At 28.0% G+C, this 25,337-nt stretch carries 28 protein-coding genes; 5 read left to right on the forward strand and 23 right to left on the reverse strand.

Features of this window, described 5'->3' with window-relative positions:
- Positions 1–6 precede the first annotated feature (6 nt).
- From BLS77_RS05070 to BLS77_RS20240, 8 genes are all read right to left on the reverse strand, one after another.
- Positions 7–1,053, reverse strand: a complete 1,047-nt coding sequence (locus BLS77_RS05070; protein ID WP_089966581.1) for a mannose-1-phosphate guanylyltransferase — start codon at positions 1,051–1,053, stop codon at positions 7–9.
- 16 nt (positions 1,054–1,069) lie between these two features.
- Complete coding sequence (locus BLS77_RS05075; protein ID WP_423231027.1) at positions 1,070–1,693, reverse strand: sugar transferase; 624 nt, start codon at positions 1,691–1,693, stop codon at positions 1,070–1,072.
- Positions 1,694–1,766: 73 nt separating this feature from the next.
- Positions 1,767–2,540: a tyrosine-protein phosphatase gene (locus BLS77_RS05080; RefSeq protein ID WP_089966584.1), complete on the reverse strand. Its 774-nt coding sequence runs from the start codon at positions 2,538–2,540 to the stop codon at positions 1,767–1,769.
- A complete protein-coding gene (locus tag BLS77_RS05085) occupies positions 2,540–3,196 on the reverse strand; it encodes a CpsD/CapB family tyrosine-protein kinase (RefSeq protein WP_089966586.1) in 657 nt (218 codons plus the stop codon). The genes BLS77_RS05080 and BLS77_RS05085 overlap by 1 nt, the downstream gene beginning before the upstream one ends.
- Before the next feature lie 14 nt (positions 3,197–3,210).
- Complete coding sequence (locus BLS77_RS05090; RefSeq protein WP_089966588.1) at positions 3,211–3,888, reverse strand: YveK family protein; 678 nt, start codon at positions 3,886–3,888, stop codon at positions 3,211–3,213.
- A 203-nt stretch (positions 3,889–4,091) separates the two neighbouring features.
- On the reverse strand, positions 4,092–4,772 hold the full coding sequence (locus tag BLS77_RS05095) for a YveK family protein (RefSeq protein WP_423231025.1): 681 nt from the start codon (positions 4,770–4,772) through the stop codon (positions 4,092–4,094).
- A gap of 387 nt (positions 4,773–5,159) precedes the next feature.
- On the reverse strand, positions 5,160–5,951 hold the full coding sequence (locus BLS77_RS05100) for an ATP-binding protein (protein ID WP_242873955.1): 792 nt from the start codon (positions 5,949–5,951) through the stop codon (positions 5,160–5,162).
- Complete coding sequence (locus tag BLS77_RS20240; protein WP_242873940.1) at positions 5,839–6,822, reverse strand: conserved phage C-terminal domain-containing protein; 984 nt, start codon at positions 6,820–6,822, stop codon at positions 5,839–5,841. The genes BLS77_RS05100 and BLS77_RS20240 overlap by 113 nt, the downstream gene beginning before the upstream one ends.
- A gap of 287 nt (positions 6,823–7,109) precedes the next feature.
- Between BLS77_RS20240 and BLS77_RS20505 the strand changes: the two genes are divergently transcribed.
- The 3 genes from BLS77_RS20505 to BLS77_RS05120 all read left to right on the forward strand — a co-directional run bounded on the left by BLS77_RS20505 (position 7,110) and on the right by BLS77_RS05120 (position 9,018).
- On the forward strand, positions 7,110–7,235 hold the full coding sequence (locus tag BLS77_RS20505) for a hypothetical protein (RefSeq protein WP_278336645.1): 126 nt from the start codon (positions 7,110–7,112) through the stop codon (positions 7,233–7,235).
- 128 nt (positions 7,236–7,363) lie between these two features.
- Positions 7,364–7,939, forward strand: coding sequence for a sigma-70 family RNA polymerase sigma factor (locus BLS77_RS05115; protein ID WP_089966592.1), 576 nt, complete (start codon positions 7,364–7,366; stop codon positions 7,937–7,939).
- A 245-nt stretch (positions 7,940–8,184) separates the two neighbouring features.
- Complete coding sequence (locus BLS77_RS05120) at positions 8,185–9,018, forward strand: Cof-type HAD-IIB family hydrolase (protein ID WP_089966594.1); 834 nt, start codon at positions 8,185–8,187, stop codon at positions 9,016–9,018.
- 239 nt (positions 9,019–9,257) lie between these two features.
- Here BLS77_RS05120 and dltC read toward each other — a convergent pair whose 3' ends face one another.
- The 15 genes from dltC to BLS77_RS05190 form a co-directional block, all read right to left on the reverse strand.
- Positions 9,258–9,485 (reverse strand): D-alanine--poly(phosphoribitol) ligase subunit DltC, encoded by a 228-nt coding sequence (gene dltC / locus BLS77_RS05125; protein WP_089966596.1) that lies wholly within the window; start codon positions 9,483–9,485, stop codon positions 9,258–9,260.
- A 92-nt stretch (positions 9,486–9,577) separates the two neighbouring features.
- Complete coding sequence (gene dltB / locus BLS77_RS05130; RefSeq protein WP_089966598.1) at positions 9,578–10,735, reverse strand: D-alanyl-lipoteichoic acid biosynthesis protein DltB; 1,158 nt, start codon at positions 10,733–10,735, stop codon at positions 9,578–9,580.
- Positions 10,735–12,249, reverse strand: a complete 1,515-nt coding sequence (gene dltA / locus BLS77_RS05135) for a D-alanine--poly(phosphoribitol) ligase subunit DltA (RefSeq protein WP_089966600.1) — start codon at positions 12,247–12,249, stop codon at positions 10,735–10,737. Before dltA ends, dltB begins: the two co-directional genes overlap by 1 nt.
- Before the next feature lie 101 nt (positions 12,250–12,350).
- Positions 12,351–12,494, reverse strand: a complete 144-nt coding sequence (locus BLS77_RS19775) for a hypothetical protein (RefSeq protein ID WP_175490784.1) — start codon at positions 12,492–12,494, stop codon at positions 12,351–12,353.
- A complete protein-coding gene (gene dltD, locus BLS77_RS05140; RefSeq protein ID WP_089966602.1) occupies positions 12,460–13,647 on the reverse strand; it encodes a D-alanyl-lipoteichoic acid biosynthesis protein DltD in 1,188 nt (395 codons plus the stop codon). Before dltD ends, BLS77_RS19775 begins: the two co-directional genes overlap by 35 nt.
- An 84-nt stretch (positions 13,648–13,731) precedes the next feature.
- Positions 13,732–14,910: a DegT/DnrJ/EryC1/StrS family aminotransferase gene (locus BLS77_RS05145; RefSeq protein ID WP_089966605.1), complete on the reverse strand. Its 1,179-nt coding sequence runs from the start codon at positions 14,908–14,910 to the stop codon at positions 13,732–13,734.
- 102 nt (positions 14,911–15,012) lie between these two features.
- Positions 15,013–16,206, reverse strand: coding sequence for a DegT/DnrJ/EryC1/StrS family aminotransferase (locus tag BLS77_RS05150; protein WP_175490807.1), 1,194 nt, complete (start codon positions 16,204–16,206; stop codon positions 15,013–15,015).
- A gap of 103 nt (positions 16,207–16,309) precedes the next feature.
- Positions 16,310–17,260, reverse strand: a complete 951-nt coding sequence (locus tag BLS77_RS05155) for a glycosyltransferase family 2 protein (RefSeq protein ID WP_089966607.1) — start codon at positions 17,258–17,260, stop codon at positions 16,310–16,312.
- Positions 17,261–18,214, reverse strand: a complete 954-nt coding sequence (locus BLS77_RS05160; protein WP_089966609.1) for a UDP-3-O-(3-hydroxymyristoyl)glucosamine N-acyltransferase — start codon at positions 18,212–18,214, stop codon at positions 17,261–17,263.
- 15 nt (positions 18,215–18,229) lie between these two features.
- Positions 18,230–18,961 (reverse strand): hypothetical protein, encoded by a 732-nt coding sequence (locus BLS77_RS05165; RefSeq protein WP_089966611.1) that lies wholly within the window; start codon positions 18,959–18,961, stop codon positions 18,230–18,232.
- Between the two features lie 211 nt (positions 18,962–19,172).
- Positions 19,173–20,768 (reverse strand): peptide chain release factor 3, encoded by a 1,596-nt coding sequence (locus tag BLS77_RS05170; RefSeq protein WP_089966613.1) that lies wholly within the window; start codon positions 20,766–20,768, stop codon positions 19,173–19,175.
- A gap of 333 nt (positions 20,769–21,101) precedes the next feature.
- Positions 21,102–21,734: a histidine phosphatase family protein gene (locus BLS77_RS05175; protein WP_089966615.1), complete on the reverse strand. Its 633-nt coding sequence runs from the start codon at positions 21,732–21,734 to the stop codon at positions 21,102–21,104.
- Between the two features lie 173 nt (positions 21,735–21,907).
- Positions 21,908–22,492 (reverse strand): ATP/GTP-binding protein, encoded by a 585-nt coding sequence (locus tag BLS77_RS05180; protein ID WP_089966617.1) that lies wholly within the window; start codon positions 22,490–22,492, stop codon positions 21,908–21,910.
- A gap of 37 nt (positions 22,493–22,529) precedes the next feature.
- On the reverse strand, positions 22,530–23,330 hold the full coding sequence (locus tag BLS77_RS05185; protein WP_089966619.1) for an HAD family hydrolase: 801 nt from the start codon (positions 23,328–23,330) through the stop codon (positions 22,530–22,532).
- 18 nt (positions 23,331–23,348) lie between these two features.
- A complete protein-coding gene (locus BLS77_RS05190; RefSeq protein ID WP_089966621.1) occupies positions 23,349–24,281 on the reverse strand; it encodes a type I phosphomannose isomerase catalytic subunit in 933 nt (310 codons plus the stop codon).
- A gap of 429 nt (positions 24,282–24,710) precedes the next feature.
- Here BLS77_RS05190 and BLS77_RS05195 point away from each other — a divergent pair, with 429 nt between their 5' ends.
- Together BLS77_RS05195 and BLS77_RS19780 are read left to right on the forward strand one after the other, a co-directional pair.
- The gene (locus BLS77_RS05195) at positions 24,711–24,914 is read left to right on the forward strand and encodes a hypothetical protein (RefSeq protein WP_089966623.1); all 204 of its coding nucleotides are present in this window, start codon (positions 24,711–24,713) and stop codon (positions 24,912–24,914) included.
- A 105-nt stretch (positions 24,915–25,019) separates the two neighbouring features.
- Positions 25,020–25,175, forward strand: a complete 156-nt coding sequence (locus tag BLS77_RS19780; RefSeq protein ID WP_167867350.1) for a hypothetical protein — start codon at positions 25,020–25,022, stop codon at positions 25,173–25,175.
- The last annotated feature ends 162 nt before the right edge of the window (positions 25,176–25,337 follow it).

Here is a 25,337-nt window from a genome sequence, read left to right on the forward strand (position 1 = left end):
AAAATTTTATACTATTGATTTTAATTTTTTTATATTTGAAACATTTTCTTTGTTACCAATTATTATTTGTCCATTGTTTTCTATAACATAAATCCCACTTAATCCATCAATTATTACCTTTTGATTAGATGCAATTACTAAGTTATCTTGGGAATCAATACTATTTATATTTCCTACATGTATATTTCCCATAGTATCCCTTTCTCTATACCTTTCAATTGCCTCCCAACTTCCAACATCATCCCAACCTATTTCACTAGGAACAACATATATCTCATTAGATTTCTCTAATATTCCATAATCAATTGAAATACTATCCGTCTTACCATATTCATTATTTATAAGTATTTGTAACTCTTCTTCTTTTACATCTTCTATTCCCTTAATAGCCTCATATGTATTCGGTAAATAAGTCTTTATCTCATTTAATATATTTTCTATATTCCATAAGAACATTCCACCATTCCATAAATAAGAACCATTTTCTAAGTAAGTCTTTGCAGTTTCTAAATTTGGCTTTTCCACAAATTTTTCTACTTTTATTACACTATTTCCTCTTATCTTTAACCCTTCGTTACCATACTTTATATAACCATATCCTATTTCAGGTCTATCTGGCTTCATACCTAATGTAACTATTGCCTTTTTATTTTCTTTTAAATATTCATTTGAAATTTCTATAATCTCTCTAAACTTCTCTTCATTTCTTATTAAATGATCAGCAGGAAGAACTACCATATTTGCATTTTTATAATATTTTTTAATAACCAGCGCTGAGAGCGCGATACAAGGTGCTGTATTTCTTCCTTGTGGTTCAACTATTATATTTCTATCTGGAATCTCTGGTAATTGTTCTTTTACTAAATCAACATAAATAGCCGCAGTACAAACAAATACTCTCTCTATTGGTATTATAGGAATAATTCTATTTACAGTTGTTTGTATCATAGTTTCCTCACCTATAAGATTTAAGAACTGTTTAGGCTTTTTCTCTGTTGATAAAGGCCAAAATCTTGTTCCCTTACCACCAGCCATAATTAAAGCGCATAGCATCTTGTCTTCCCCCTTATTAATGTGCATTTTCATCTCCAAATAAAACAAAAAACGTCCTAACTATCAACTTAATATCAAGTAAAAAGTTCCTATCATTCACATAATCTAAATCTAATTGCATCCACTGCTCAAAATCTATATTATTTCTACCAGACACTTGCCAATAGCAAGTTAACCCTGGTTTCACTTCTAATCTTTTTAACATCCAAGATTCAAACTTTTCTACTTCCTTTGGAAGGCTTGGCCTTGGTCCTACTAAACTCATTTCGCCCTTTAGCACATTTATAAGTTGTGGCAGTTCATCTATACTTGTTTTTCTTATAAATTTACCTGTTTTTGTTATTCTAGGGTCTTCTTTCATTTTGAACATTGGTCCTGACATTTCGTTTTGTTCTAATAGTTTTTTCTTTAATTCTTCCGCATTAGGTACCATTGACCTAAATTTATACATCTCAAACTTCCTACCTTTTAATCCTATTCTCTTTTGAGAAAATATAATTGGTCCTTTTGATTCTATTCTTATTAAAATCCCTATAATTACAATTAGTGGACTTAATACTATTAATCCTATTAAAGATGCGACTATATCCAAAGCTCTTTTTGAAAATAAGTATAATTTATTTTCATTTTCTATAGTCACTTCTATTTGTTGTATTATTTCTGTATTTAAATCAACCTTTTCCAAAAAATACCCCGTCCCTTCATTTTACTAACTAACCAAAAATTTTCCCTAAAAACCCTTTTTTCTTCTCTTTTATTGTTATCCCCATAAAACTTATTTCTTTATTTTCTATAGCCGCTTGTCCATTCTCTTTGAATATATTTACATATTCACTATTAATCTTCCTTGTAGCAGTTATTCCATCAGTTAAATTAGTATCTCTTTTTTCATCTCTGTGCCCATCAGAACCTATAAAGCTATATAATTTATTTTCTAAAAACATTTCTGCTGTTTTTTTCACATCTTTCCCAAAATACCCCACCAAACTTCCTGAGTTTAATTGGAATAGGAATCCTTCTTTTATAAACTTATTTATTAATATTGGGTTCTTTATAAATGGAATATAACGTTCCGGATGTGCAAGTATTGGTACGAGTCCTTTTAACTGCAACTCATATATATTATCTACAACTTCCGAAATGTTAAACTCTTTTATTGGAAGCTCTATTAACATATATCTCGAATCATTTATTGTGCTTATAAACCCTTCATTATAATGGTCTAGAATATTTTCTGAGTAGTAAACTTCTTGTCCACTATATATTTCAATATTTATATTATTTTCTTTTGCAAGAGTTTTAACATCTTCCAATCTTTCGCGAACTTCAGCAGTTGAAGCTTCCCACACTCCCCTATAGAAGTGTGGCGTGGCTACTATTTTAGTTGTTCCATTTACTTCGGCTATTTTAAGCATATTAAGTGTCATATCTTTTGATTTTGATCCATCATCTATATTCCATATTATGTGTGAATGTAAATCTACCATTACTTTTTCTCCCCATAATAGTAATAATACTTATTTCTTTTATTATCTACACCATTAAGAACAGTTCCAATTATATGTGCATTAACTTTCTTAAGTAAATTAATTGAATTTTGAACTGATTCTTTTTTTGTCTTTTCTGCTTTAACCACAAGTATTACACCATCTGCTTTTGCTCCCAATATTTGCGAATCTGTTACTGCTTGAATAGGTGGCGTATCTAAAATAATATAATCGAATATTCCTTGAAGTTCATTAAGCAGTGCTGTCATGGCTTTTGAACCTAACATTTCTGATGGGTTTGGTGGTATTTTTCCTGATGTTAAAACAGTTATATTTTTCTTATATCTGGTTGCTGCATTTTCTATAACTTCTCGTCCTATAAGAACATCTGATAACCCCATAATATTTGATATTTTAAACCTTTTGTGTAAACTTGGTTTTCTTAAATCACAATCTATTAAAATAACTTTTTTTTCCCCTTGTGCAAGAGACATTGCAAGGTTTCCTGCTGTTGTTGATTTCCCTTCACCAGGTTCTGAGCTTGTAACAACAATTACTTTATATTCTTTATCAAATGAAGAATATTGAAGGTTTGTTCTTAAAGTTCTATAGCTTTCTGCTGCTATTGATTTTGGCTTTGTTTCTACTATAAACATATCTTCTTCCTCCTCTAATCTTCATCTATATTTGGTATAACACCTAAAACTGGTATTTCTAAGGCTCTTTCAAGTTCCTCTTTGCTTTTAAATGTATTATCTAAGAATTCTAAAAGGAAAGCTAAGCCCATGCTTACCATTAATCCTAAAAGAAATGCAATTGCTATGTTCATTTTTTTATTTGGACTAACTGGATTTTCTGGAAGCTCTACAGTTTCAATAATTCTTATGTTACCATTTGGAACTAATTCCTTTGAAGTAATTATAAATTCATCTGTTAATGCTTCAATTATTTGCTTAGCATCATAATTGTTACCAGTCTTAAATTTTATTTGTAAAACTTGAGTATCTGCAACTGGAACAACTGTTATTCCTCCAAGTACATCCCCTTCATTCAAATCTGTTCTAACATTTTCTAAAGCTCTATTTACTAAATCCTTAGTTTTTATTGTTTCTGAATATGTCTTCATAAGTTTTTGATACATTTGTATATCATTACTATTATAAGCTTCACCTTTTCCTTCTTCTTTACCTATAAAAACTTTAGTGCTCGCTTCATATTGTGGTTTAATTAAAAAGAAACTTACTAGCCCAGATGTTAATGTAGCTATTAAAGTAATTAAAACTATCATTATCCATCTTTTCTTAAGCGCTTCTATTAAGTCACCAATTCTTATTACTTCTTCTTCCAATATTTTCACTCTCCTGTTTAATTTTCTTCAATTTTTGCTTATATTTCCTTCATTATAACATCTATACTTATATTTTTATACCTTTACAATATATATTTTCGCAAATTTAGACAAACATCTTTAAACACAAACACATCTTTATAATTTGCATAGAATCTTTAATTATTTATAATAATCTTAATAATAGTGACTACTTAGTTTTTCTAATCTTCATCTATATTTGGTATAACCCCTATAACTGCTATTTCTAATTCTCTTTCCATTTGATCTTTTGAGTTAAAAGTATCATCTAAAAATTCTAATAAAAAGGCTAGTCCTATTCCTACCATTAACCCAAGTAAAACTGCAATTGTAATATTCATTTTTTTATTTGGACTAACTGGATTTTTAGGAACTTGTACATCTTCTAATATTTGAATGTTTCCATTAGGAACTAATTCACTAGATAACTCTATAAATTTGTCTGTAATGGAACTTACTATTTTTTTTGCATCATTTGGCATTTCACTCTTAAACTTTATTTGTAATATTTGAGTGTCTGCTAGTGGAACTATAGTTAAGTTGCTTAAAAGTTCTTCTGGCTTTATGTCAACATTTGAGTCTTTAATTGCTGCCTTAGCTAAATCTTTTGTTTTAATAATTTCAGAATATGTTTTCAAAAGTTTTTGATACATAATTATCTCATTATTATCATAAGCTTTAACTTTAGCTTTTGTTTCTTCTTTTCCTATAAACACTTTAGTACCAGTCTCATATTGTGGCTTAATTAAGAAAAATGTTCCTATTGCAGATAACAAGGTAGCTGTTAGGGTACATATAAGTATTAATTTCCACCTTTTTTTAAAAGTATCTAAAAGTTCTTGTATATTTATATTCGTTTTCATAATTCCCCCTAAGATTCTCATCTGTTTAATTGCAATGATATTCATTATAACATAAATTAAAATAAATGTTTTTGAACTAATTAGTCTAAATTTAAATTATTTCAAATTATTTCATTTTATATTTTTAAAAAAATTTGATTTTTTCGATTTATTTTTTTGATTTATTTAAAAATGTATTTATATTCTATATTTTAAATTAGTTATTAAATAAAATTGTTTTTTTATTTACAAAAGGACTTTAGTCCTTTTGTAAATTGTCGCTTTTTGTATTGTTATTGTTTTCACCTTTCAAATCTACTTTTTAAATTTAATTGTGTTTTTTTCTATCAAATTATTATTATTACTGAAAAGTTAACACTTTGTTCATTTTATTATTTGTTATATATATTATTTAAGACGATAATTATTTTCTATTCCTATTATTTCTACTGTATAACTTCTTATCATTTCATAAATTCTACTTCCAACAGCTTCATCTATCTTGATAATATCCGCTATTGTTAATTCCGTTGAAATTATCATTGGAAGGTTATTCATATATCTATAGTTAATAATTTCAAACATTATATTTAAATCCGATTGAGTTCTTTGACCTTTAAATAGATCATCTATTAATAGCACTTCTATTTTTCTGTATTTATTTAATGTATTGTTATACATTTCTGAATCTAACATGTTTTGTTTTATCCCAATAATTATATCTCTGTACGGCATATATATAACTTTTTTCTTTTTCCTAATTAAGTTGTTTGCAATTGCTATAGATAAATGTGTTTTCCCACATCCGGGATTTCCAGAAAATATTATTGAGTTTGATCTTGTATCTCTAATACTATCAAAATCTTTTAAATAATTTACTGCAGTATTTTTCATAGTCTCCACTTTTTCATTCCAAGGTTTAAAGGTTGTAAAATTTAATTTACTACTTTCTAAAGTTAAACCAACATCCTTCCACCCATGATTTTTATCATTTTGCATTTTATTGTAACATTCACATCTATAAGCGCAGGTTCTTTTATCTTTTATATACTCAATCCAAGTAGTGTCATCACATAAAGGACATACCTTAGAAAAGTTCCCTATCTGCCCATTCCCTATCTTCGTCTGTAAGGATACCGCTTGCTCTGTTACATCCTTTAAGCCATTTGCTTGGTTGTTTAACTTCTGTGTTTTTCTTATCCTCTCTATTGTTTCTAAAAGTTTTATATTGTTCTCCACAAGCTTGTCCCCCTTCTCTACTTGAATTATTATTGTCATTACTGCTATTTTCATTTAAATAACTTTCAAACTTTGTTCCAAATAAAGTTTCTGGCCTTAAATATTTTTCCATGCTACAACCTAACCAAGACTTAGACTTTCTATCAATTACATTTTTAAAATCAGCTATTACAAAACCTTCCCTTACCCTTGCATTTATTAATTTCTGAGTTTTTCCAGTTGTTAGCCTATACTTCTTGTGGCATTTTTCATTTAAATAATTAATAATTTCCCCGCAAGAAACTTCTTTAGTGTTTACACTTATAGGTTCCCCATTTTTCTCTATGCTGTCTTCTGCCTCACCTCCAATTCCTTCTGTTTCTGATATTCCGGCTGTTCCTATAGCTTGTCCTGTTTCTTCTTCACATTGTTTTATTGTTAACTGTATTTGTACTGATGGCTCTTTAGCTATTTTCACTACTGGTTCTATAATTTCTAATTCCCCAAGATCTGCTTTTTCATTTACCTGCTTCATATTTTTAGTTTTCTTAACGGATTTTTTTGTTAGCATATTTTCATTAACCTTTATAACTCTACGTTCCACTGTTTTTCTGTCTTCTTTGTAAATATAATTTATGATAATATATCCTTTTTTCTTTAGTGTATTAATTATTGTAGAGCACCTAGATTTGCTTAAATCAAAAAAATTTGCAAAATAATCATTTCTTGCATAACACCCTGCCACCCCATCTAAAGATGATATCTCCACTAAAAACACCTTTTCTATAAGTGTTAAATCTTTTTTCAACCATAATTCACTTGAAATCCAAATGCCTTTAAATGATCTTTCCACTAACATCCACTCCTTTTAGTTTTTTATTTCTTAGTATTTCAGTTTTTTATTTTCTCAAAAGCTAGTGTTTTTTAATATTATAAATTTAAAAGACAATATATCTAAAATATATTAACTTGTATTATTAACTTGTATTATTATCTTTTAAGTTTTCGAAATACCCCCTTTAAGTTTTCCAAATACCTGCTTTAAGTTTTCCAAACACCTATTTAAAAGTTTTTTTCAAAAAGTTAATTTACTGCATATATTTAAGTGTAAGAGTAAATTTTTAAGGAGGTATTTTATAAATGAAAAATACTAATTTTAACGATTCTAAAATTTCTAAAGAAAACGAGGTGTCAGAAAATGAATTTGAAATAAGCCGTACTTATAAATTAATATTTTCTCAATTTTTTCTTGATTTTACTAAATAAAACTTGTATCATATTAATCATAGAATATACGTTCTCATTATGCAATGTCTTTATAATGAAAATATTAACAAATTTATTAAGAAAAAATTTATCAGTATTTATTTAAAATTGGAGGTGAAATTTTTTATATGGAAGTTATCGACTTGTTGATACTTGCTAAAAATGGAGATGAAAAATCAAAAGAAAAGTTAATCGATAAATATTATGGATTAATAATTCATCAAACTAAACCAGTTTTCTTAAATGGGTATACCTTTGAAGATCTTATACAAACGGGGGTAGAATCAGTTCTTAAGGCAATAAATAGTTTTGATATAAACAAAGGAATTGAAAGTTTTAATGCTTATATTTTTTGGTCTATTAAAAATAACTTTAATTATTTATGTAGAAATGAGATTAGACATAGCCAATGCCTTAGTTTAAACATTGTGATGAAAGATGATATGGAATCTATAGATCTTATTGAATCCAAAGAAACTCTAGAAGAAATTGTTTTTAAAACCGTAACTTTAAAAGAGTTACGATTTTCACTGCAACTCTTAGATAAAGAGGAATTGGAACTAATAAGTTTTTTATACTTAAATGATTCAACTGACAAAAAACAATATCTATCTAAGTATGCACAATTAAAAGGAAAAGATTACTACTATTGTACAAACCTAAAAAAACGAGCATTAGAAAAGCTAAAGTCAGCTTTTCATTAATTCTCTAAACAGCAAAGAGCCCTAAGAGTTAATACTCCTAGGACTCTTAATTCATATTCAAAAAAATAGTTTTAAATTCAGATTTTTTTTTCAAAGTGCATTAAACCATATTTCAAGATACAAAATAGACTAACGCATATTGTCTTGTTATGTTTTTTAAGATGCCTACTATGGTATAATAAACTTAATCATAAAGAAAATTATATTAATAAAATTACTAATGATCTTTTAGGAGGAAATAACTTATGAAATATAAATTAATTTGTATTGATATGGATGGTACATTATTAAATACTGATAACCAGGTTAGCGATGATAATATTAAGGCTTTGAAAAAGGCTACTGAAATGGGAATACATATTGCTATAACTACAGGTAGAATTTATGCTTCGGCTAAATATTATTCCGGAATTGTTGGCATTGATGCACCTATAATAACTGCTAATGGAGCTTCTATTAAGGACAGTGGTGATGGAAATGTTATTTATAACAATCCTATTCCTTCTGACATTTTAATTGGCTGTGCAGAAATCTTAAAAAAATATAATTTAAAGGCTAATTTTACAACTGGCGATACTATTTTTACCTCGTATGAAATTCCTGAAACTCATTCTTATAAAGTTACTAACAAAATTGTTCCTAATGAATTTAAGGTTAACTTTCTTGTTTTTGATAATATCAATGATGGTATTTCTAAATTTGAAGGCAAAATTTTAAAATGTTTTGTTGGTGAAGATAGTAATTTAGATGGATTCAGAAATGCTAGAGCAGAAATTACTAAGACTTTTGGTGATTTTCTTCACATTGTAAGCTCTGGGGTAAATAACTTTGAAATTATGCAAAAAGATTCTTCAAAAGGTAATGCAGCTAAAAGGTTAGCAAAAAGACTTGGAATAACTAAAGATGAGGTTATATGTATAGGTGATTCTGAAAATGACTTATCTATGATTCAATTTGCAGGCCTTGGTGTTGCTATGGGTAATGCTATGGATCTTCTAAAATCAGAAGCTGATTTTATTACAGAAACAAATAATAACTCTGGTGTTGCTCGTGCTATAGAAAAGTTTTGCTTCGCTTAAGTAATATGATATAAGGGACTATCAAATAAATAATAAACCAATTTGCTAGTCCCTAAACTAAAAAAAATAAGTATGGGTAATTAAATAGGTTCTTACTCAAGTATGGGTATTACGAAAATAGCTAAATATAATTAATAAAGGCTAACATGTTAAAAATAACGTGTTAGCCTTTATTAAAATAGTATCATTTACCCAAAGTTGAGTAAGAACCATTAAATACCATACTTATTTTCTATTATTTATCTTTTACTTAAAAAACTTACTAAATTATTAACAGTTGCCATATCGCTTCTTTCTAAATCTGTTGGTTGAAGCTTTATTCCAAATATTTCTTCAATCTTTAATAGAACTTCAATTATTCCTAATGAATCTAAAAGACCTGATTCAAAAAGATCTAAATCTAACTCTTCTCTTATCTCATCCGTCCCTGTTACTTCCTCAAAAATATCTAATACTTTATCTTGCATTATAAATTCCTCCTAATTTTTTATTACTTTAGTCATCTTCAAAAAATATCATGCTAATATGCTAGTATATTTTTTCAGATGCCTTATAAAAATTAACCTCTAAAAATCCAACCTGAGAATAAAAATAATCCAAAGCAAGCCACATTAAAGTTTATAGCAATTTGTGTCCACTGGAACCATTTTTCTTTTTTATGTTTCCTGTAGAATTTTGATTTCCTTTGGAATATATCAGTAAGTACTAATACACTACCTTGGTACAACCCATATATTATATAAAACCATTCTAAACCATGCCATATACCCATTACTAGCATTGTGATCATTTGTGCAAAATGAGATGCTGTAAATCTACTTTTGAATCTCTTTTTCCTCATTGATCTTAATACTATTCTAGAGTATAAGTAGTCTCCAAACCATCTTGATAATGATATATGCCATCTAGACCAGAACTCTTTCATATCTTTACTTAAGAAAGGTTTATTAAAGTTATCTGGTGTTTTAATACCTAATATATAGCTTGTTCCTACTGCAAAAGAACTATATCCTGCAAAATCAAAGAACAAGTACAAACTATAAGCATACATATAATTTAATCCATTTACGAATGTTATATCTGCTGGAATTTTCACCATCCAGAAAGTATTTATTATATATGCTAATACAAATTTGTATCCAAGACCTATAACTATTTTTTTAATACCTGTATATAAATAATTATTTATATACTCATCTTTTGCAATTGGTTTTTCTAAATTTTCTTCAAATCTTCTAAATCTATCTATAGGACCTGAGCTTAATGTTGGGAAGAATAAAAAGAAGTATACTAAAGTAGAAAATTTGACTTCTTTTATTACTCCATCATATATTTCGATTATCATTTGTATAGCTTTAAAGTTAAGGTATGATAACCCAATAAATCCTATTGGCCCAAAGCTAACAAATGTAGATAGCTTTGTTATTATTACAGGTAACATTGATAATACCAATGCTATGTAATATATTATTTTATTGTCTGTTTTTTTTCTTATGTTTAAATAAGCATATATTACAAAAAACTCTCCTACTATAAACATAATAAATAGTACTAAATTAAACCTTCCATTACCTACTATTAAACCCACCATTAATATGGATATAATTACTCCATAAGATTTAATACTCTTTTGTCTAATTCCTAATATTATTGCAGGAATAAATGATAATAGTAATATATATAGGTATAGATAATCTCCATATTGCGCTAATCTCATTATTTAATTTCCTCCATAAGTTTCTTTCTATCTATTTTTCCATTTATATTTATAGGAAATTCTTTAATAACTTTCATATTTCTAGGGATCATATATGAAGGTATATATTTTTTAAGCTCATCTTTTATTAATATTGAATTTTTCAAGCTACTTAACTCATTATCTTTATTTAGAGTTACAAAAGAAACTAAATGTGATATTTTCTCATCTTTATAAGCTGGAAAAACAACACAGTTATTTACATTGCTTACTCTTCTAAGGTTATTTTCTATATCTTCAAGTTCTATTCTAAATCCATTAAGCTTAATTTGAAAATCTTTTCTACCACAATAATATAATATTCCATTTTCGTAGTAGGCTAAATCTCCTGTTTTATATCCTTTTATAACTTTGCCTTCAACTTCTTCTTCAAAAAATACTTTTTTAGTTGTTTCTTCATTATTGAAGTATCCTTTGCTTATACTAGCCCCTAGTGCTAATAATTCGCCCTTTTCTCCATCTTTAAGAATATTACCTTTTTCATCAACAATCTTTAATATACCACCTTCTATAGGATATCCTATTGGTATACCTCTTTTATCTTCTATCATTTGCACCGTAACATCTATTGCAGAAAGTAGTACAGTTCCTTCCGTTGGTCCATATCCATTTATAATTCTTACACCTGGAAACCTATCCATTAATTCTTTTATAAGTTTCTTTGATAATACTTCCCCTGCAAAAAATAGAGTGTTTAGTTCTGGCATTAAATCTTTATTAAAAGTATTATCCCTTATACACATTTCTGCTAGTGCTGGTGTTGATACCCATGTCTTTATTTTTGATTCTTTTAAATTATTAAATAATGATTTAAAATCTTCTAAAGTCTTTTTAGATAGGCTATTTAATGTTTTTCCATATATTAATCCAATATATATTGGGATAACTGATACATCAAAAGAATATGACACTTGATTCATAATAACTTCTTCATCATCATTTAATTTCATATACTTTCCAAACCAATTGTTAAATGAATCTAAGTTATCACTACTAATTTGGACGCCTTTTGGCTTACCTGTGCTTCCTGATGTAAATAATATATAGGCATTTTCATCATCTTTTACCCAATACTCTTCTGAAACATCTAGCCCATTATATTTAATTATAATATCCTCTATAGACTCTTTTGTGTGCACACCATCAAATTCTAAATCTCCATCTGTTAAATTAATTACTATTTTAGCATTAACTTCTTCTATTACTTGTTTTACACGTTCTACTGGGAAAGTTACATCCAATGGAATATATGCTCTTCCTGATTTTAAGGCTCCCATCATTAAAACTAAAATTAAGTTTTCTTTATTTCCACAAATTACAATAGGGCTTTTATCATTAGAATATTCCTTTATAAAATAGCTTGCTACTTTATCTGATAGCTTGTCCAACTCTTTATATGTTAATTTTTCCCCATCACAATTAATAGCCATACGATTTTGCTTTGCATATTCTTTTATATTACGTAATATATCCATAATTCCCCTCCAACTCTTCATAACTTTTTTTAGGGTGCTGAAAAAAATAATAGACTATCAAATTGGTCTATTTTTTTAAAAGTACCTTAGTCACTATTTTTCTAAAATTGATTATAGATAAATGGTAAATCCTTTAGTGTAGATAATGCAAATATTAAAAACATTGCTATTAATGTTAATGTTAATAATATACTATCCCACAATTCTTTTTTATCTTTTATTAAAGTGCTTATACATTTCTTCATCTATATTAAGCCATCCCTTCCAACCTAAATGCATTACATCACTAAGGTAATATTTTTCATATTCTTTACTTTGTAAATTTAATACATCAAAGCCTTTTTCTTTAGCCATTTTTTCTATAGTATTATAAAATAAATCTCTTTTTTCTTTAGTTAATCCAAGGTAATCATAATATAATCCATTAACAGGCATTAAAATTATTAATGGTTTTACACCTAATTCACTGCTTACATTTAAGAATAGTTCATAATCCTTTACTTCTTTCGAACTTAAAAGATCTACATTTTTCCATTTCCCATTAAGTTGATCATATACATCTCTTAGATACGTATCATAGTAATAATCATCAACATTAATATCATTATTAGTTACCTTGCTAGCCCCCTCTGCTTCTGCCTTTGCATATTCTTCTTCCCAATTAATATCTTTTATATCAATATCTTTTTTATCATTTAAGTCTTTAAATACCTTAATTGTTTGTACTTTATCCTTTACTTCTAGCATATATGACTTTGCATTATAATACGGTTTCAATAAACCTATTGTTATTTTAGAAGCTATGTTTTCTTTAGCGTATAGCTGCGCATATAAGCCTTCTTCCCCAAACTGTCCGCTTTTATTTAGTAATTCTGACATTCTTTGTGCATAACTTTTTTTATTTTCTTTACTTATTTTATCATTATTAAATATTTTATAAAATTGCAGTTCTGAAAAATTGACACTAAAGTCACTTCCATCTATTCCTTGTGTATGTTCAAACCATTGAGCTGAAACTACCATTGCTATTTTATCATCATGTTTTAAATTGCTTATACTATTTAACATTGCCGTGTGTTGTAATGTTTGAGTATATGCTCTTCCATAAATACTTACATCATATTCTGCGCCTTTAAACGGAAAAACATTTATAGGATTTTGCGCTACAGGTGATGATAATTCTGATGATCCGAGTATAATCAAATCACCTTCCTCATGCATCTGATCTTTAAGCACACCGCCTCTATCTCTAATTATCTGATTATAAGCATGTTTAATAGTTGTTAAATCTTTTTTATCTTTTACTTCTTCATATTTTTTATCTAAAATAACATTAAATGCAAATGCAAAAATAGTTACACATATTATTGGAATTATAAAATATCTATACTTTTTCATTTATTACTCCTTTAGGATAGCACCCCTGGGGTGTAATAAATTGAATTAAATCCATTTATTACACCCCAGGGGTGCTAATTTAAATTATTTAATGCTCTCTACTATATATTTAACTTGTTCTTTTGTTAATTCTGGGTACACTGGTATTGCGAAAGTTCTATGTGAAAGATATTCTGAAACTGGCATATCTCCAACTTTGTATCCTGAATTTTTATAAGCTTTTTGAAGATGTAATGGTACTGGATAATAAACACCAGTTGCAACCCCTGCACTCTTTAATTTTTCTAGAACTTCTTCTCTATTTTCTGATTGTAATATATACATGTGATAAACATGCTCGTTACACTCTTTACATATTGGAGTTACTAAACTTTCATTTTGTAATTCTTCATTATATATATTAACTATATCTCTTCTTTTTGAGTTCCAGTTTTTTATTTCTCTAAGTTTTACTCTAAGTATTGCAGCTTGAATTGCATCTAATCTTGAGTTAAACCCTATTAAATAGTTGTAATATTTTAAAGGATTATAAACTGTATCATTTGCACCTTCCACTTTTGCTACTTCTTCTTTAATTCCATTTATTAAATTATAAGCTTTTTGTCCATTTTCTCCACTTCCATGAGTTCTTAAAGCTCTTATTATTATAGCTAAGTCATCATTATCAGTTACTATCATTCCGCCGTCCCCTGCACAACCTAAGTTCTTAGTTGGGAAAAATGAGAAACATGAAACATCTCCAAGTGAACCTACATTTCTACCTTTATATTTTCCGCCTATTGCCTGGCATGCATCTTCTATTACTAGTAAGTTATGCTTTTTAGCTATTTCATTTATTTCGTCCATATCTGCAGATTGACCAAATATATGAATTGGCATTATTGCCTTTGTTTTTGAAGTTATTTTTTCTTCTATTTTTGTTACATCTATATTGAAAGTATCCGCCGTTACATCTACAAATACAGGTGTTGCTCCAACAGCTGATATACTCTCAGCTGTTGCAAAGAATGTGAATGGTGAAGTTATAACTTCATCCCCTTCCCCAATTCCCATTGCTTTTAAGGCTATTATTAAAGCATCTGTTCCATTTCCTACTGATATAGCATGCTTTACCCCTATAAACTCAGCAAATTCTTTTTCAAATTCTATAACATTTGTGCCCATTATATAGTTAGCAGATGAAAGAACTTCTAAAGTTACCTTATTTAATTCTTCTGCAAGTGAGTTATATTGAGCTTTTAAATCTATTAAAGGTATATTCATGTTTTTACTCTCCTTAATCATATAAATTAGTGTAATTTGTATTTTTCCATGCTGAACTTAATTTTAAAATCTAGTTCAACATGAAATTCTATATTAGATTTATTATTTTACTAATAAAATTTCCTTAGTAATTTTTACCAATTCTTCAACTATATATTTTGCATCTTCTAATGCTAATGTGCTATATACTGGCAATGTTATTTCATTTATATATTGAGCATATGCATTTGGATAATCTTCCATTTTATATCCTAGATTTTTATATAAAGTAAACATTGGTAGAGGTTTATAATGTACATTTGTTGAAATACCTTTTTCAGCCATTTTTATTATTAAAGTATTTCTTTGCTGTTCTGTAAAACCTTTTATTCTTAATGTATATAAATGATATGAACTTTCTGTTCCCTTATCATCTTTTGTAAATGGAGTTATAGCAAAATCCTCATTTTTCAATATATTATTATATATTTCAAATATTTCTTTTCTTCTTACTAGCATTTCTGGATACCTTGTTAATTGAACTCTTCCTATAGCTGCTGTAATATCAGTCATATTACACTTATAACCATCTGTTATAATGTCATAATCCCAAGCTCCTGGCTTTGTTTTTGCAAGGGCATCTTTTGATTGTCCATGTAATGATGTAATTTTAAAGTTTTTAAATAAATCTTCTTGTCCTTTAAAGTTATTATCATTAAAAGTTATTGCTCCACCTTCTGCTGTTGTAAAGTTTTTAACTGCATGGAAAGAAAACGTATGAAAATCACATTGTGACCCAACTTTTTCACCTTTATATTTTGCTCCAAAAGAATGTGCAGAATCACATATTATTATTATATCTTCTCTGTTCATATCTTTTAAAACTTTTTTAATTGCATCAAAATCACAAGGTACTCCTGCAAAATCTACTGGCATTATTGCCTTTGTCTTATCTGTAATAGCTTCTGCTATTTTATCTTCATCCATAAAAAACGTATCTTTTTTAACATCTACATAAATAAGTTTTATTCCTCTATGAATAGATACACTTGAAGTAGCTGTATAAGTATAAGGTGTTGTGATTACCTCATCACCTTCTTTAATATCAAAAATCTTTAATATTATTTCCATTGCCGCTGTTGCACTATTTAATGCTACTGCTTTATTAGATTCGCAATAAATTGCTAATTCATCTTCAAATTTCGCAAGATTTGGACCTGATGTTATCCATCCTGATCTCATAACCTCTGCTACAGCAGTTATTTCTGCCTCTGTTATATCAGGAGGTGAAAACGGTATATTTCTTATATTTTCCATTTTATTCATTCCTTTCACCAATTGTAACTTATTTTATATTTTCCAATATATATTATACACCTTAATAATGTAGTGGTATATATTGAATTTATTTTATGATGCCTTATTTAGTAAACCAACCCTTTATAAGTCCTATTCCTATGCTTGTATGTATAGTTAGATATATCCATAATAATTTTATAGGATTTTTTCCTGCTGCATATTTAAAATAAAACATTGTATATACCAATAAATATGGTACATAACATAATAATAAAGGTACTATAGTTTTAACTGCTAATAATATTGCTATTATATTATAAATTACAAATGCTACCGGAACCATTGTTATTATACTAAATTGTTTTGGATCTTGTTTTATAACTTTAGATTCCCAATATCCATAGTTAAACATTTGTTTTTTTATATCTTTATAGTTATCTCTAGTGAAATAAGTAAACTTTATACTTGGGTCAAAAAGCATTTTACCGCCCTGTGCTCTAATTCTTTTATTAATATCATTATCTTGATTTTTAACTAACTCTTCATTGTAACCACCAACATTTTTCATGCTTTCTGTTTTGTAACAACCAAAACTAGCTGTATCTACATATTGTTTTTTATCTGAATATCTGTATGATGCTGTTCCACCACCAAATAAAGTTCCTCTTGCTAATGCATAGTATTGTCCTATTTTAGTTTTTGCATCAAATGTAACTTTTCCGCCCACACATACTGCATCATTTTCTTTTATTGATATAACGCTATTTCCTATAAATTCCTTATCAAATGTGGCATGTGCTCCAACAACAAAGCAATATTCTGTTTCTGAATTATTTAATCCAATATTAAAAGCTACTGCTTGTATTTTCTTAGGATTATTGAATAATTTTATATTGCTATATTCAGCCATTAACTTTTCTACTACTTTAGTAGTATTATCTTTAGATTCGCCATCAATTATATATATTTGATACTTATCTTTTGAATATGTCTGATTTTCTAAACTTCTAATACATTCTTCTATAAAATTTTCTTCATTATAAGTAGCTATTATTACTGTACATTCCACCATTTATACCTCACTCATCATTTTAATTTTAAATTTTCTAAATTTTTTAGCATCTGATAATGATTCTGCTGGTGATCCTACCATAACTTCATTGTTATCTACGGATTTATTAATTACAGCACCCATACCTATAGTTACATTTTCTCCAATTGTTATTCCATTTATTACTGATGTGTTTGGTGCAACCCACGTGTTTTTGCCAACTATGCAACTACCACTAATTTCAGCACAAGCTGTTATTGTACAATTTTCTCCAATAACACAGTTATGTGCAATGTGTACGTGATCATCTATTTTCACATAATTCTTTATTATAGTAGGATTAATAGTTCCTGAACATATTGTTGTAATTGCTCCAATTTCAACATTATCTTCTATTATTACTCCTCCAATATGTGGTATTCTATAGTTGATTCCAGATTCATCTTTTTCAAACCCAAAACCAAATCCTCCAATAACACAATTTTCTCTTATTATACAATTCTCACCTATAGTTACGTTATCTTTTATTTTAGCTCCAGCCATAACAATAGTATTTTGTCCTATTTTAACGTTCTTTCCTATATAACATGTAGGTTCAATAAAAACACTTTCATGTATATCTGAGGATTCTGATATATAAGATCCATTTATTAATTCAATATTTATTTTATTTTTTTCTTCATTTTTTAAAACTACATTAACTACTCTTGCATACTCGTATCTAGGGTTTTCTGCAAAAACATAGGTATTTTTCCCGAATTTTATTTTACTTTTATATTCCTGTTTTAATATTATAAAACAGTCTTCTATATTATTAACTATTTCTACAAGTTCCTCACTATATTTTTTGAAAAATATTATAGTGTTTTTTTTAATATTTCCTATAGTTGATACTCCATTTATTTCTATATCTTCATTTTGGATTATATCTACATATCCAATTGTATTTATTATTTTTGAACTTATAATTTTCATTATAATATTCTCCTTCTACTCTGTTATTTTAAAGTCTTTTTTCTCATAGCTCTTTATATTTCCAGCTATATCATTATTCATTTTTCTTAGTTTAAACCCTAAAAATTCTTTTAATCTATCTTGATTATTAAGGCTTTTTTCTTTCCACCATATAGGATGAGTTAAAAATTGTATTTTTTCATTATCTATATCTTTAAGTAGTTTACACATACAATCTTCTCTCCATAAACCTTTACTATCTGAAATATATTTAAATTGTTTAAAGAATTTTTGTGAATATGTGTTTATATATTTCCCAAGTTTTAAATCACTATTTAATACAATTTCAGATGGTCTATGAAAAGATACAGATTCTATATCTATGTCTAAATGGGTATTTAAAATCCCGCATTCTTTTTCAATACAAAATAACATATCATCAATAGTTTTACATTCATGGCAAGTTTCATCAAAGTGTAATCCTACTTCATGTCCTAATGATATAATTTCATTAATTATTTTAGTATATCTATCTTCAAAAACATTATAAAAAGGAGAATTTATCCATATGAAATAACATGCTATTACACCCCTATTTGCTTCTATTTTAGCCATTTGTAATGCTGCATCTAAGTCTAAATCTACATCATGCCTTATTATTATTTGTTTACCATTAATTTTTTCTTTTAAGAAACCACTTTTATATCCTGCTTCTTTTATTTTTGTTATAATTTCATTATAATGTTCAAATGAAAAATCACATTTCATAATATTTCTCTCCTCATTTTCAGAAATTTAGTTTTTTTAGATTGCTAAATATATATAAATTAAAAATTCCTATTATTTTACTAAATTTATTATAACACAAAACAATCCTAAAATATGTAAACACTAGTTTGCTACTTTAGGTCTTTAAAAAAAATAACAAGTCAAAGTGGATATACATTGACTTGTTATTTTTTGAAAATGACTTAACAAATTAGTCGTCGCTTTTACCTACTCCTGAAAGAACTAGCCCTTCATTATGTTGCAACGCCCAGCTAATACCCCAGTCATTTTGGAATATAAGTATGTTTCTACCTTTAAAGTCCTTAACTTTTTTTGTATCTGAAGTTAAGTTTAATTTATCTGCCTCTATTTCTTGATTTTCTATCCATCTTGCATATCTATAGGAAAGTCTATCCATTTTGATTTCAACATTATATTCATGGTTTAATCTGTATTCTAGAACTTCAAATTGCAAAGCTCCTACAACTCCAACTATTATTTCTTCCATCCCTATGTGGAGTTCTCTAAATACTTGGATTCCACCTTCTTGTGCAATTTGTGTAACACCTTTAACGAATTGTTTTCTCTTCATTGTATCTTCTGGTCTTACTCTTGCAAAATGTTCTGGAGCGAAAGTTGGTATTCCTTCAAATTTAAATTTCTTTGAAGGTGCACAAAGTGTATCTCCTATTGAGAATATACCTGGATCAAATACTCCGATTATATCTCCTGCATATGCTTCTTCAACTATTTCTCTATCTTGAGCCATAAATTGTTGAGGTTGAGCAAGTTTTAGCTTTTTGCCACCTTGCATATGGAATACATCTTCACCCTTAGTGAATTTACCTGAACATATTCTCATAAATGCAATTCTATCTCTATGAGCTTTATTCATGTTTGCTTGTATCTTAAATACGAAAGCTGAGAAATTATCTTCAAATGGATCTATAGTTCCAACGCTTGAGTTCCTTGGAAGTGGTGATGTAGTCATGTCTAAAAAATGTTCTAAAAATGGCTCTACACCGAAGTTTGTTAATGCTGACCCGAAGAATACTGGTGTTAATTCTCCTGTTCTAACAGCTTCTAAATCAAGATCATCTCCAGCTATATCTAAAAGTTCTATATCTTCCATTAGCTTTTGATGAAGACCTACTCCTAATATTTCTCTAAACTTTGGATCATCTATAGCACCTTCTATTGCGTCTACTGCCTTTGCTCCATGGTTCCCAGCTTTAAAAGCTATGATTCTCTTATTGTCTCTTTCATAAACACCTTTAAAGTCACTACCGGAACCAATTGGCCAGTTCATTGGATAAGTTTTAATTCTAAGTTCATTTTCTATGTCGTCTAATAATTTAAATGGATCTTGAGCTTCTCTATCCATTTTATTTATGAATGTAAATATAGGCATTTCTCTAAGTGAAGCAACTTGGAATAGTTTTCTTGTTTGATCTTCTATACCCTTAGCCGCATCTACAACCATAACTGCACTATCTGCAGCCATAAGTGTTCTATATGTATCCTCTGAGAAATCTTGATGTCCTGGAGTATCTAGTATGTTAATACAATTATTATTATAATTAAATTGCATAACTGATGAAGTAACTGATATACCTCTTTGTTTTTCAATTTCCATCCAATCAGAAACTGCATGTGTTGAAGCTTTTCTTGCCTTTACTGACCCTGCAAGTCTTATAGCACCACCATATAACAGAAATTTTTCTGTTAATGTAGTTTTACCCGCATCAGGATGAGATATGATAGCGAAAGTTCTTCTTTTCTCTATTTCATTTATATAATCAACCAAATTATTTTCCTCCTTGATTTATGTATCCTAATTATTTATTATAACCTAATATATTATAACTTAAAAGTAGAAGTTATAATAGTGTTACACTGCTACTATCACCTTTAATCACTATTTCTAGATATTCTTCACTATCTTCAAGAACATACATTGGATCCACTGTATGGTAGATTTTATAATTTTGCATTTAACCTCTCCTTAAAAACATCTGATATACCCTAAGCTAAACAGCTTGTATCTTACTATTATACCCACTAAAATATATTTAAACAACATTCCCTATAAAAAAGAAATTTAGGATTCACATGTATTTTTGCACCCCTGGGGTGTTATCTATTCATTAAATTCTTTTCGTGAATATTCATGATGTTCCATACATGCTAAATTAAGAATTTTATACCCGTCTTCATTAAAGTCTATTTCTGTAAGACTTGTTTGTTTTATAAACGGAGGCTTAACTATTGAATCTATTTCTTGATTTTGAAGCATATTTAAAAATCCTTTTAAAGTTACTGTATGGGTAACTATAAGTATAGTTTTTCCTTTTTCTTTTTCTAATATTTTAGTAATAGTATTATAACTTCTCTCTCTAGATTCATAATAATTTTCCCCATCAACTGAAATATATTTTGATGGTAAGTTCCAAAAATTAAAGTGATTTTCTTCACTAAGCTCTTTTATTTCATCTTGACATAGACCTTCCCATTGTCCCATGTTTATTTCTCTTAACCCATCATCTGCTAACAATTCTATATCTCTATCACCTTTTATTATCTCTGCTGTTTCATACGCTCTGCCACTTGGGCTTGAATATATAACATCTATATGTAAATCCTTCATTCTATCTCTTAACCATTTACCTTGTTCACGTCCAAGCTCAGTTAAAGGAGAATTTCCAAAGCCTTGCATAATACCTTTTGTGTTCCACTCTGTTTCCCCATGTCTTGTAATATATAATTTTGTCATAATTATTCCTCCTTTAGTCACCCCTGGGGTGTAATTTATTCCATCATTTCAAATACTATAATAATGAAACAATTTAATTTATCTCGTTGTTTTAAACATTAGAAAAGTGAGGATTAATTTAATCCTCACTGATAATTTAATCCCTACTGAGTAATTTAATCCTCACTGATAATTTAGACTAACTTTATTTGATTTACTTCTATTTTATCTACTTCAATAATTTCTAAAATTTTATCTGATCTTTCTTTTGTTAATCCTGTGATTATTGTATATTTTACATTTTCAGCTTCTAGGAAACTTAAAATTGCTTTATCTACTGCCTTTGCAACTTCTTCATCTTGCCATCTTACTCCATCCTTTGAATAACCAAACTCTCTTGGAACAAAGAATATATGATTATACTTTGGTAGATCCCTTAACGCTAAAACATATAAATCTTTTAATATTTCTATTTCTTTTACAGTTCTCTTTTTATCCCCTAACATAAATCTACCGTATATGTATGGTACAAAGGTTGCATAATCAGTTATTGCATAGTCAACTTCATTTAAACCATCTTCTAAATGAAGTTGTCCTAAGTATATTCCATATTGCTCTGCTATGTTTTCAATCATTCCTTTATCTCTTAAATACTCTGTACTATATTCTGTAGCAACCCCTACATTTAAATCTCTTATTTTTAATTCAACATATAATTGTTGTATTAAAGTTGTTTTTCCACATCTTGGTCCACCTAAAATAGCAATTCTATTTGGCATTAATTATTCCTCCAAAGTTTAGACATATTAAAATGCCTTATATTAATTTTAATTTCTTTAAGCCTTCATATATACCTTCATTTTCTACATTTTCTGTGAAATCATACGCATGTTCTTCTAGCCTTGCATGATATCCACCCATTGCTATTCCATGTTTTACAACTTGGAACATTTCAATATCATTTTCTCCATCTCCAAAGGCATAGGTATCTTCCTGATTTATTCCTAGTTTTTTTATTAATTGCTCAATTCCATACCCTTTAGTGTATTTACCTATATAAATTTCAAAAGAATTTCCGCCTGGATGAATCATAAATGCATATTTATCCTTATATTTTTCTTGAATTTTCTTATACATATTTTCATCATTTAGAACTACTACTATTTTATTAGTTCTAACAGTTTTTATATCCCACTTATCTATAAAACGAGCATCTCCAAGTCCTGAATCCTTAATTATTGCTTTCATTTTATCTCCATCTAGATTTAAAACATAACTAGCTTCTTGTCCTTCTAAAATATAGTCTATTTTATTTTCATGAAAATACTCTACTAATTCTGCTAACATAGAGTTTTCAATAGGATAATCAAAGATAATTTCGTCCTCAATTTTTGCATATGATCCATTAGATGCAATGTACCCATGAAGTCCTAGATTTAATAAATCTTTATTTACAAAACTCATTGGTCTTCCTGTTGCAAGTATTGTTAAATATCCTGATTCTTTTAATTTTTTTATAGATTCCCTTGTTTTCTTTGTAGGAACATTTATACCGTTTGCACAATCTATTATAGTTCCATCTACATCAAAAAATATAACACCTTTATATGTCTTCATAATTCCTCCATCTATTCACTATACTGAATAACTTTTTAATACTACTAGATTTCCTTTTATTTCATAATGTCCAAGTGTCGCTGGTATTAATATGCTATCTCCAGTTTTAATTTCTTCTATGTATCCTGCTGCAATAACTTGTCCACATCCTTCTACGCATGTTAGCATATGGAATCTTTCTTCATCACTCATTTGCTGAGCTACTGTCTTTATTGTATATTTTTCAATACCAAAATATTCATTTTTACATAGTAATGCTGATTTAAAACCGCCAAAATCTCTTTCCTCACCTTTAAGATTTTTGCATTTCAAATCAAATTTTATTACATCTAAAGCTTTTTCCACATGTATTTCTCTTGGTCTACCATAATCATAAACTCTATAAGTTACATCACTGTTTTGTTGTATTTCTGCAATAATAACACCTTCACATATAGCATGTACAAGTCCGCTATCTATTAAGAAACAATCACCTTTCTTAACTTCTATTTTATTTAAGAAATCTTCTGACCTGCCTTCTTCAATTGCTTTTGCAAAAATTTCTTTATCACAATCCTTAGTTCCAACTATTAAAGTAGCTCCTGGTTTTGCATCTATAACATACCAAGCTTCTGTTTTACCAAATTCATTTTCATGTTTAGCTGCGTATTCATCACCTGGATGTACTTGTACTGATAAATTTTCTTTTGAATTTATTAATTTAATAAGTAATGGGAATTTCTCTGCATTAACCTTATTACCTAAAAGATTAACGCCTTCCTTTTTAATTAGTTCTTCAAATCCCATTCCTTTATATTTCCCATTTGAAACAACTCCTGTACCATTTGGGTGACAAGCTATATCCCAACTTTCTCCTATTAATCCTTCTGGCATATTATTTCTGAAGTTTTCGAAATCTCTTCCACCCCATATTTTTTCATAATATAAATTTTCAAATCTAATTGGGTACATAATATCTATCTCCTTATATCTTAAATATATTTTTATAGATTTTATTTAGGAACTTTTTTTAAAATAATAGGCTCACAAAGAGTTTATTATTTTTTGAAAGCGCCTTATCTAATTTAAATCTTTCATAGGTTTATATTTTATCATAATTTAATAAAAAAATCTCCTTAGAGAGCTTAAAGAATCTGACAACTCAAAGCTTTTTAGGCTAGTTTCTTCTACTATTTTTTTATATACCTGATTTTTCACTTACAATATCCCTTAATTGTTGGTTTTTTAACATATAATTCTACACATTAATTTTTCTTTAAGACAAATACTAACTAAGTAGGTTATGGTAGCCTAACTTAAAGAATCTTAAAATACTGAAAAGTTATTTAGAGATTCCTAACATGTACAAAATAAAATAATATTTAAGGAGGTTCTATTAATATGCATAAAAAAACTTATTTACCTTTAGTTAAAACTGGTTATGCACCACCTAAAGAAGCTTTAGTTAGCTATGCTCCTGATGGTAGTTCAACTCCACTACCAAACACAGTAACTGACGATATAGCTGTAAATAATATTTCTAATGTAGAGTTTGATAATACTGAAGATTTTAATGTTGATGAGGATATTACTGTTAATCCTTAGTTTTCATGACTTTTTGCAGTTAAACTAAATATTTAAATTTATTTAAAGAAGGGAGGAAGTTACTAAGATTTGTAGTTTCTATGAATTTTTAGTGACGAATTTAATATGACTAAGAAAAAAAATAGTTCTAATGATGGCGTAATACCTTCAGTTGGAAAGAATTTTGCAAAGCCTAATAATTCAACTAACACAGGTACTTCTGATTATAATTATACTAATAAAGAAATTTTACAAAGACAAAATCCTAATTCCTTTAAATAATAATTTTGTTTAAGATTTATTATTATTTATATAGGAGATGATTTATATGTGGGAACCTAGAAATACCCAGACTTTTTTTTCTTTAAGTAGCATGTATCCTGATAGAAGTAACTTAAATTATGTGGGGCCTTATTATTATGAATTGACTTCTGAAACTAAACC

Origin of the sequence: Clostridium gasigenes, from assembly GCF_900104115.1 — a bacterium.
GTDB classification, from domain to species: Bacteria; Bacillota; Clostridia; order Clostridiales; family Clostridiaceae; genus Clostridium; species Clostridium gasigenes.

Bases quoted from the DNA above. Each gene is read 5' to 3' on its own strand.
- BLS77_RS05070 (WP_089966581.1), bottom strand. From the start codon at position 1,053: ATGCTATGCGCTTTAATTATGGCTGGTGGTAAGGGAACAAGATTTTGG.
- BLS77_RS05080 (WP_089966584.1), bottom strand. From the start codon at position 2,540: ATGGTAGATTTACATTCACACATAATATGGAATATAGATGATGGATCA.
- BLS77_RS05085 (WP_089966586.1), bottom strand. From the start codon at position 3,196: ATGTTTATAGTAGAAACAAAGCCAAAATCAATAGCAGCAGAAAGCTAT.
- BLS77_RS05095 (WP_423231025.1), bottom strand. From the start codon at position 4,772: ATGAAAACGAATATAAATATACAAGAACTTTTAGATACTTTTAAAAAA.
- BLS77_RS20505 (WP_278336645.1), top strand. From the start codon at position 7,110: ATGAAAAATACTAATTTTAACGATTCTAAAATTTCTAAAGAAAACGAG.
- BLS77_RS05115 (WP_089966592.1), top strand. From the start codon at position 7,364: ATGGAAGTTATCGACTTGTTGATACTTGCTAAAAATGGAGATGAAAAA.
- BLS77_RS05120 (WP_089966594.1), top strand. From the start codon at position 8,185: ATGAAATATAAATTAATTTGTATTGATATGGATGGTACATTATTAAAT.
- dltC (WP_089966596.1), bottom strand. From the start codon at position 9,485: ATGCAAGATAAAGTATTAGATATTTTTGAGGAAGTAACAGGGACGGAT.
- dltB (WP_089966598.1), bottom strand. From the start codon at position 10,735: ATGAGATTAGCGCAATATGGAGATTATCTATACCTATATATATTACTA.
- dltA (WP_089966600.1), bottom strand. From the start codon at position 12,249: ATGGATATATTACGTAATATAAAAGAATATGCAAAGCAAAATCGTATG.
- BLS77_RS19775 (WP_175490784.1), bottom strand. From the start codon at position 12,494: ATGAAGAAATGTATAAGCACTTTAATAAAAGATAAAAAAGAATTGTGG.
- dltD (WP_089966602.1), bottom strand. From the start codon at position 13,647: ATGAAAAAGTATAGATATTTTATAATTCCAATAATATGTGTAACTATT.
- BLS77_RS05145 (WP_089966605.1), bottom strand. From the start codon at position 14,910: ATGAATATACCTTTAATAGATTTAAAAGCTCAATATAACTCACTTGCA.
- BLS77_RS05150 (WP_175490807.1), bottom strand. From the start codon at position 16,206: ATGGAAAATATAAGAAATATACCGTTTTCACCTCCTGATATAACAGAG.
- BLS77_RS05155 (WP_089966607.1), bottom strand. From the start codon at position 17,260: ATGGTGGAATGTACAGTAATAATAGCTACTTATAATGAAGAAAATTTT.
- BLS77_RS05160 (WP_089966609.1), bottom strand. From the start codon at position 18,214: ATGAAAATTATAAGTTCAAAAATAATAAATACAATTGGATATGTAGAT.
- BLS77_RS05165 (WP_089966611.1), bottom strand. From the start codon at position 18,961: ATGAAATGTGATTTTTCATTTGAACATTATAATGAAATTATAACAAAA.
- BLS77_RS05175 (WP_089966615.1), bottom strand. From the start codon at position 21,734: ATGACAAAATTATATATTACAAGACATGGGGAAACAGAGTGGAACACA.
- BLS77_RS05180 (WP_089966617.1), bottom strand. From the start codon at position 22,492: ATGCCAAATAGAATTGCTATTTTAGGTGGACCAAGATGTGGAAAAACA.
- BLS77_RS05185 (WP_089966619.1), bottom strand. From the start codon at position 23,330: ATGAAGACATATAAAGGTGTTATATTTTTTGATGTAGATGGAACTATA.
- BLS77_RS05190 (WP_089966621.1), bottom strand. From the start codon at position 24,281: ATGTACCCAATTAGATTTGAAAATTTATATTATGAAAAAATATGGGGT.
- BLS77_RS05195 (WP_089966623.1), top strand. From the start codon at position 24,711: ATGCATAAAAAAACTTATTTACCTTTAGTTAAAACTGGTTATGCACCA.
- BLS77_RS19780 (WP_167867350.1), top strand. From the start codon at position 25,020: ATGACTAAGAAAAAAAATAGTTCTAATGATGGCGTAATACCTTCAGTT.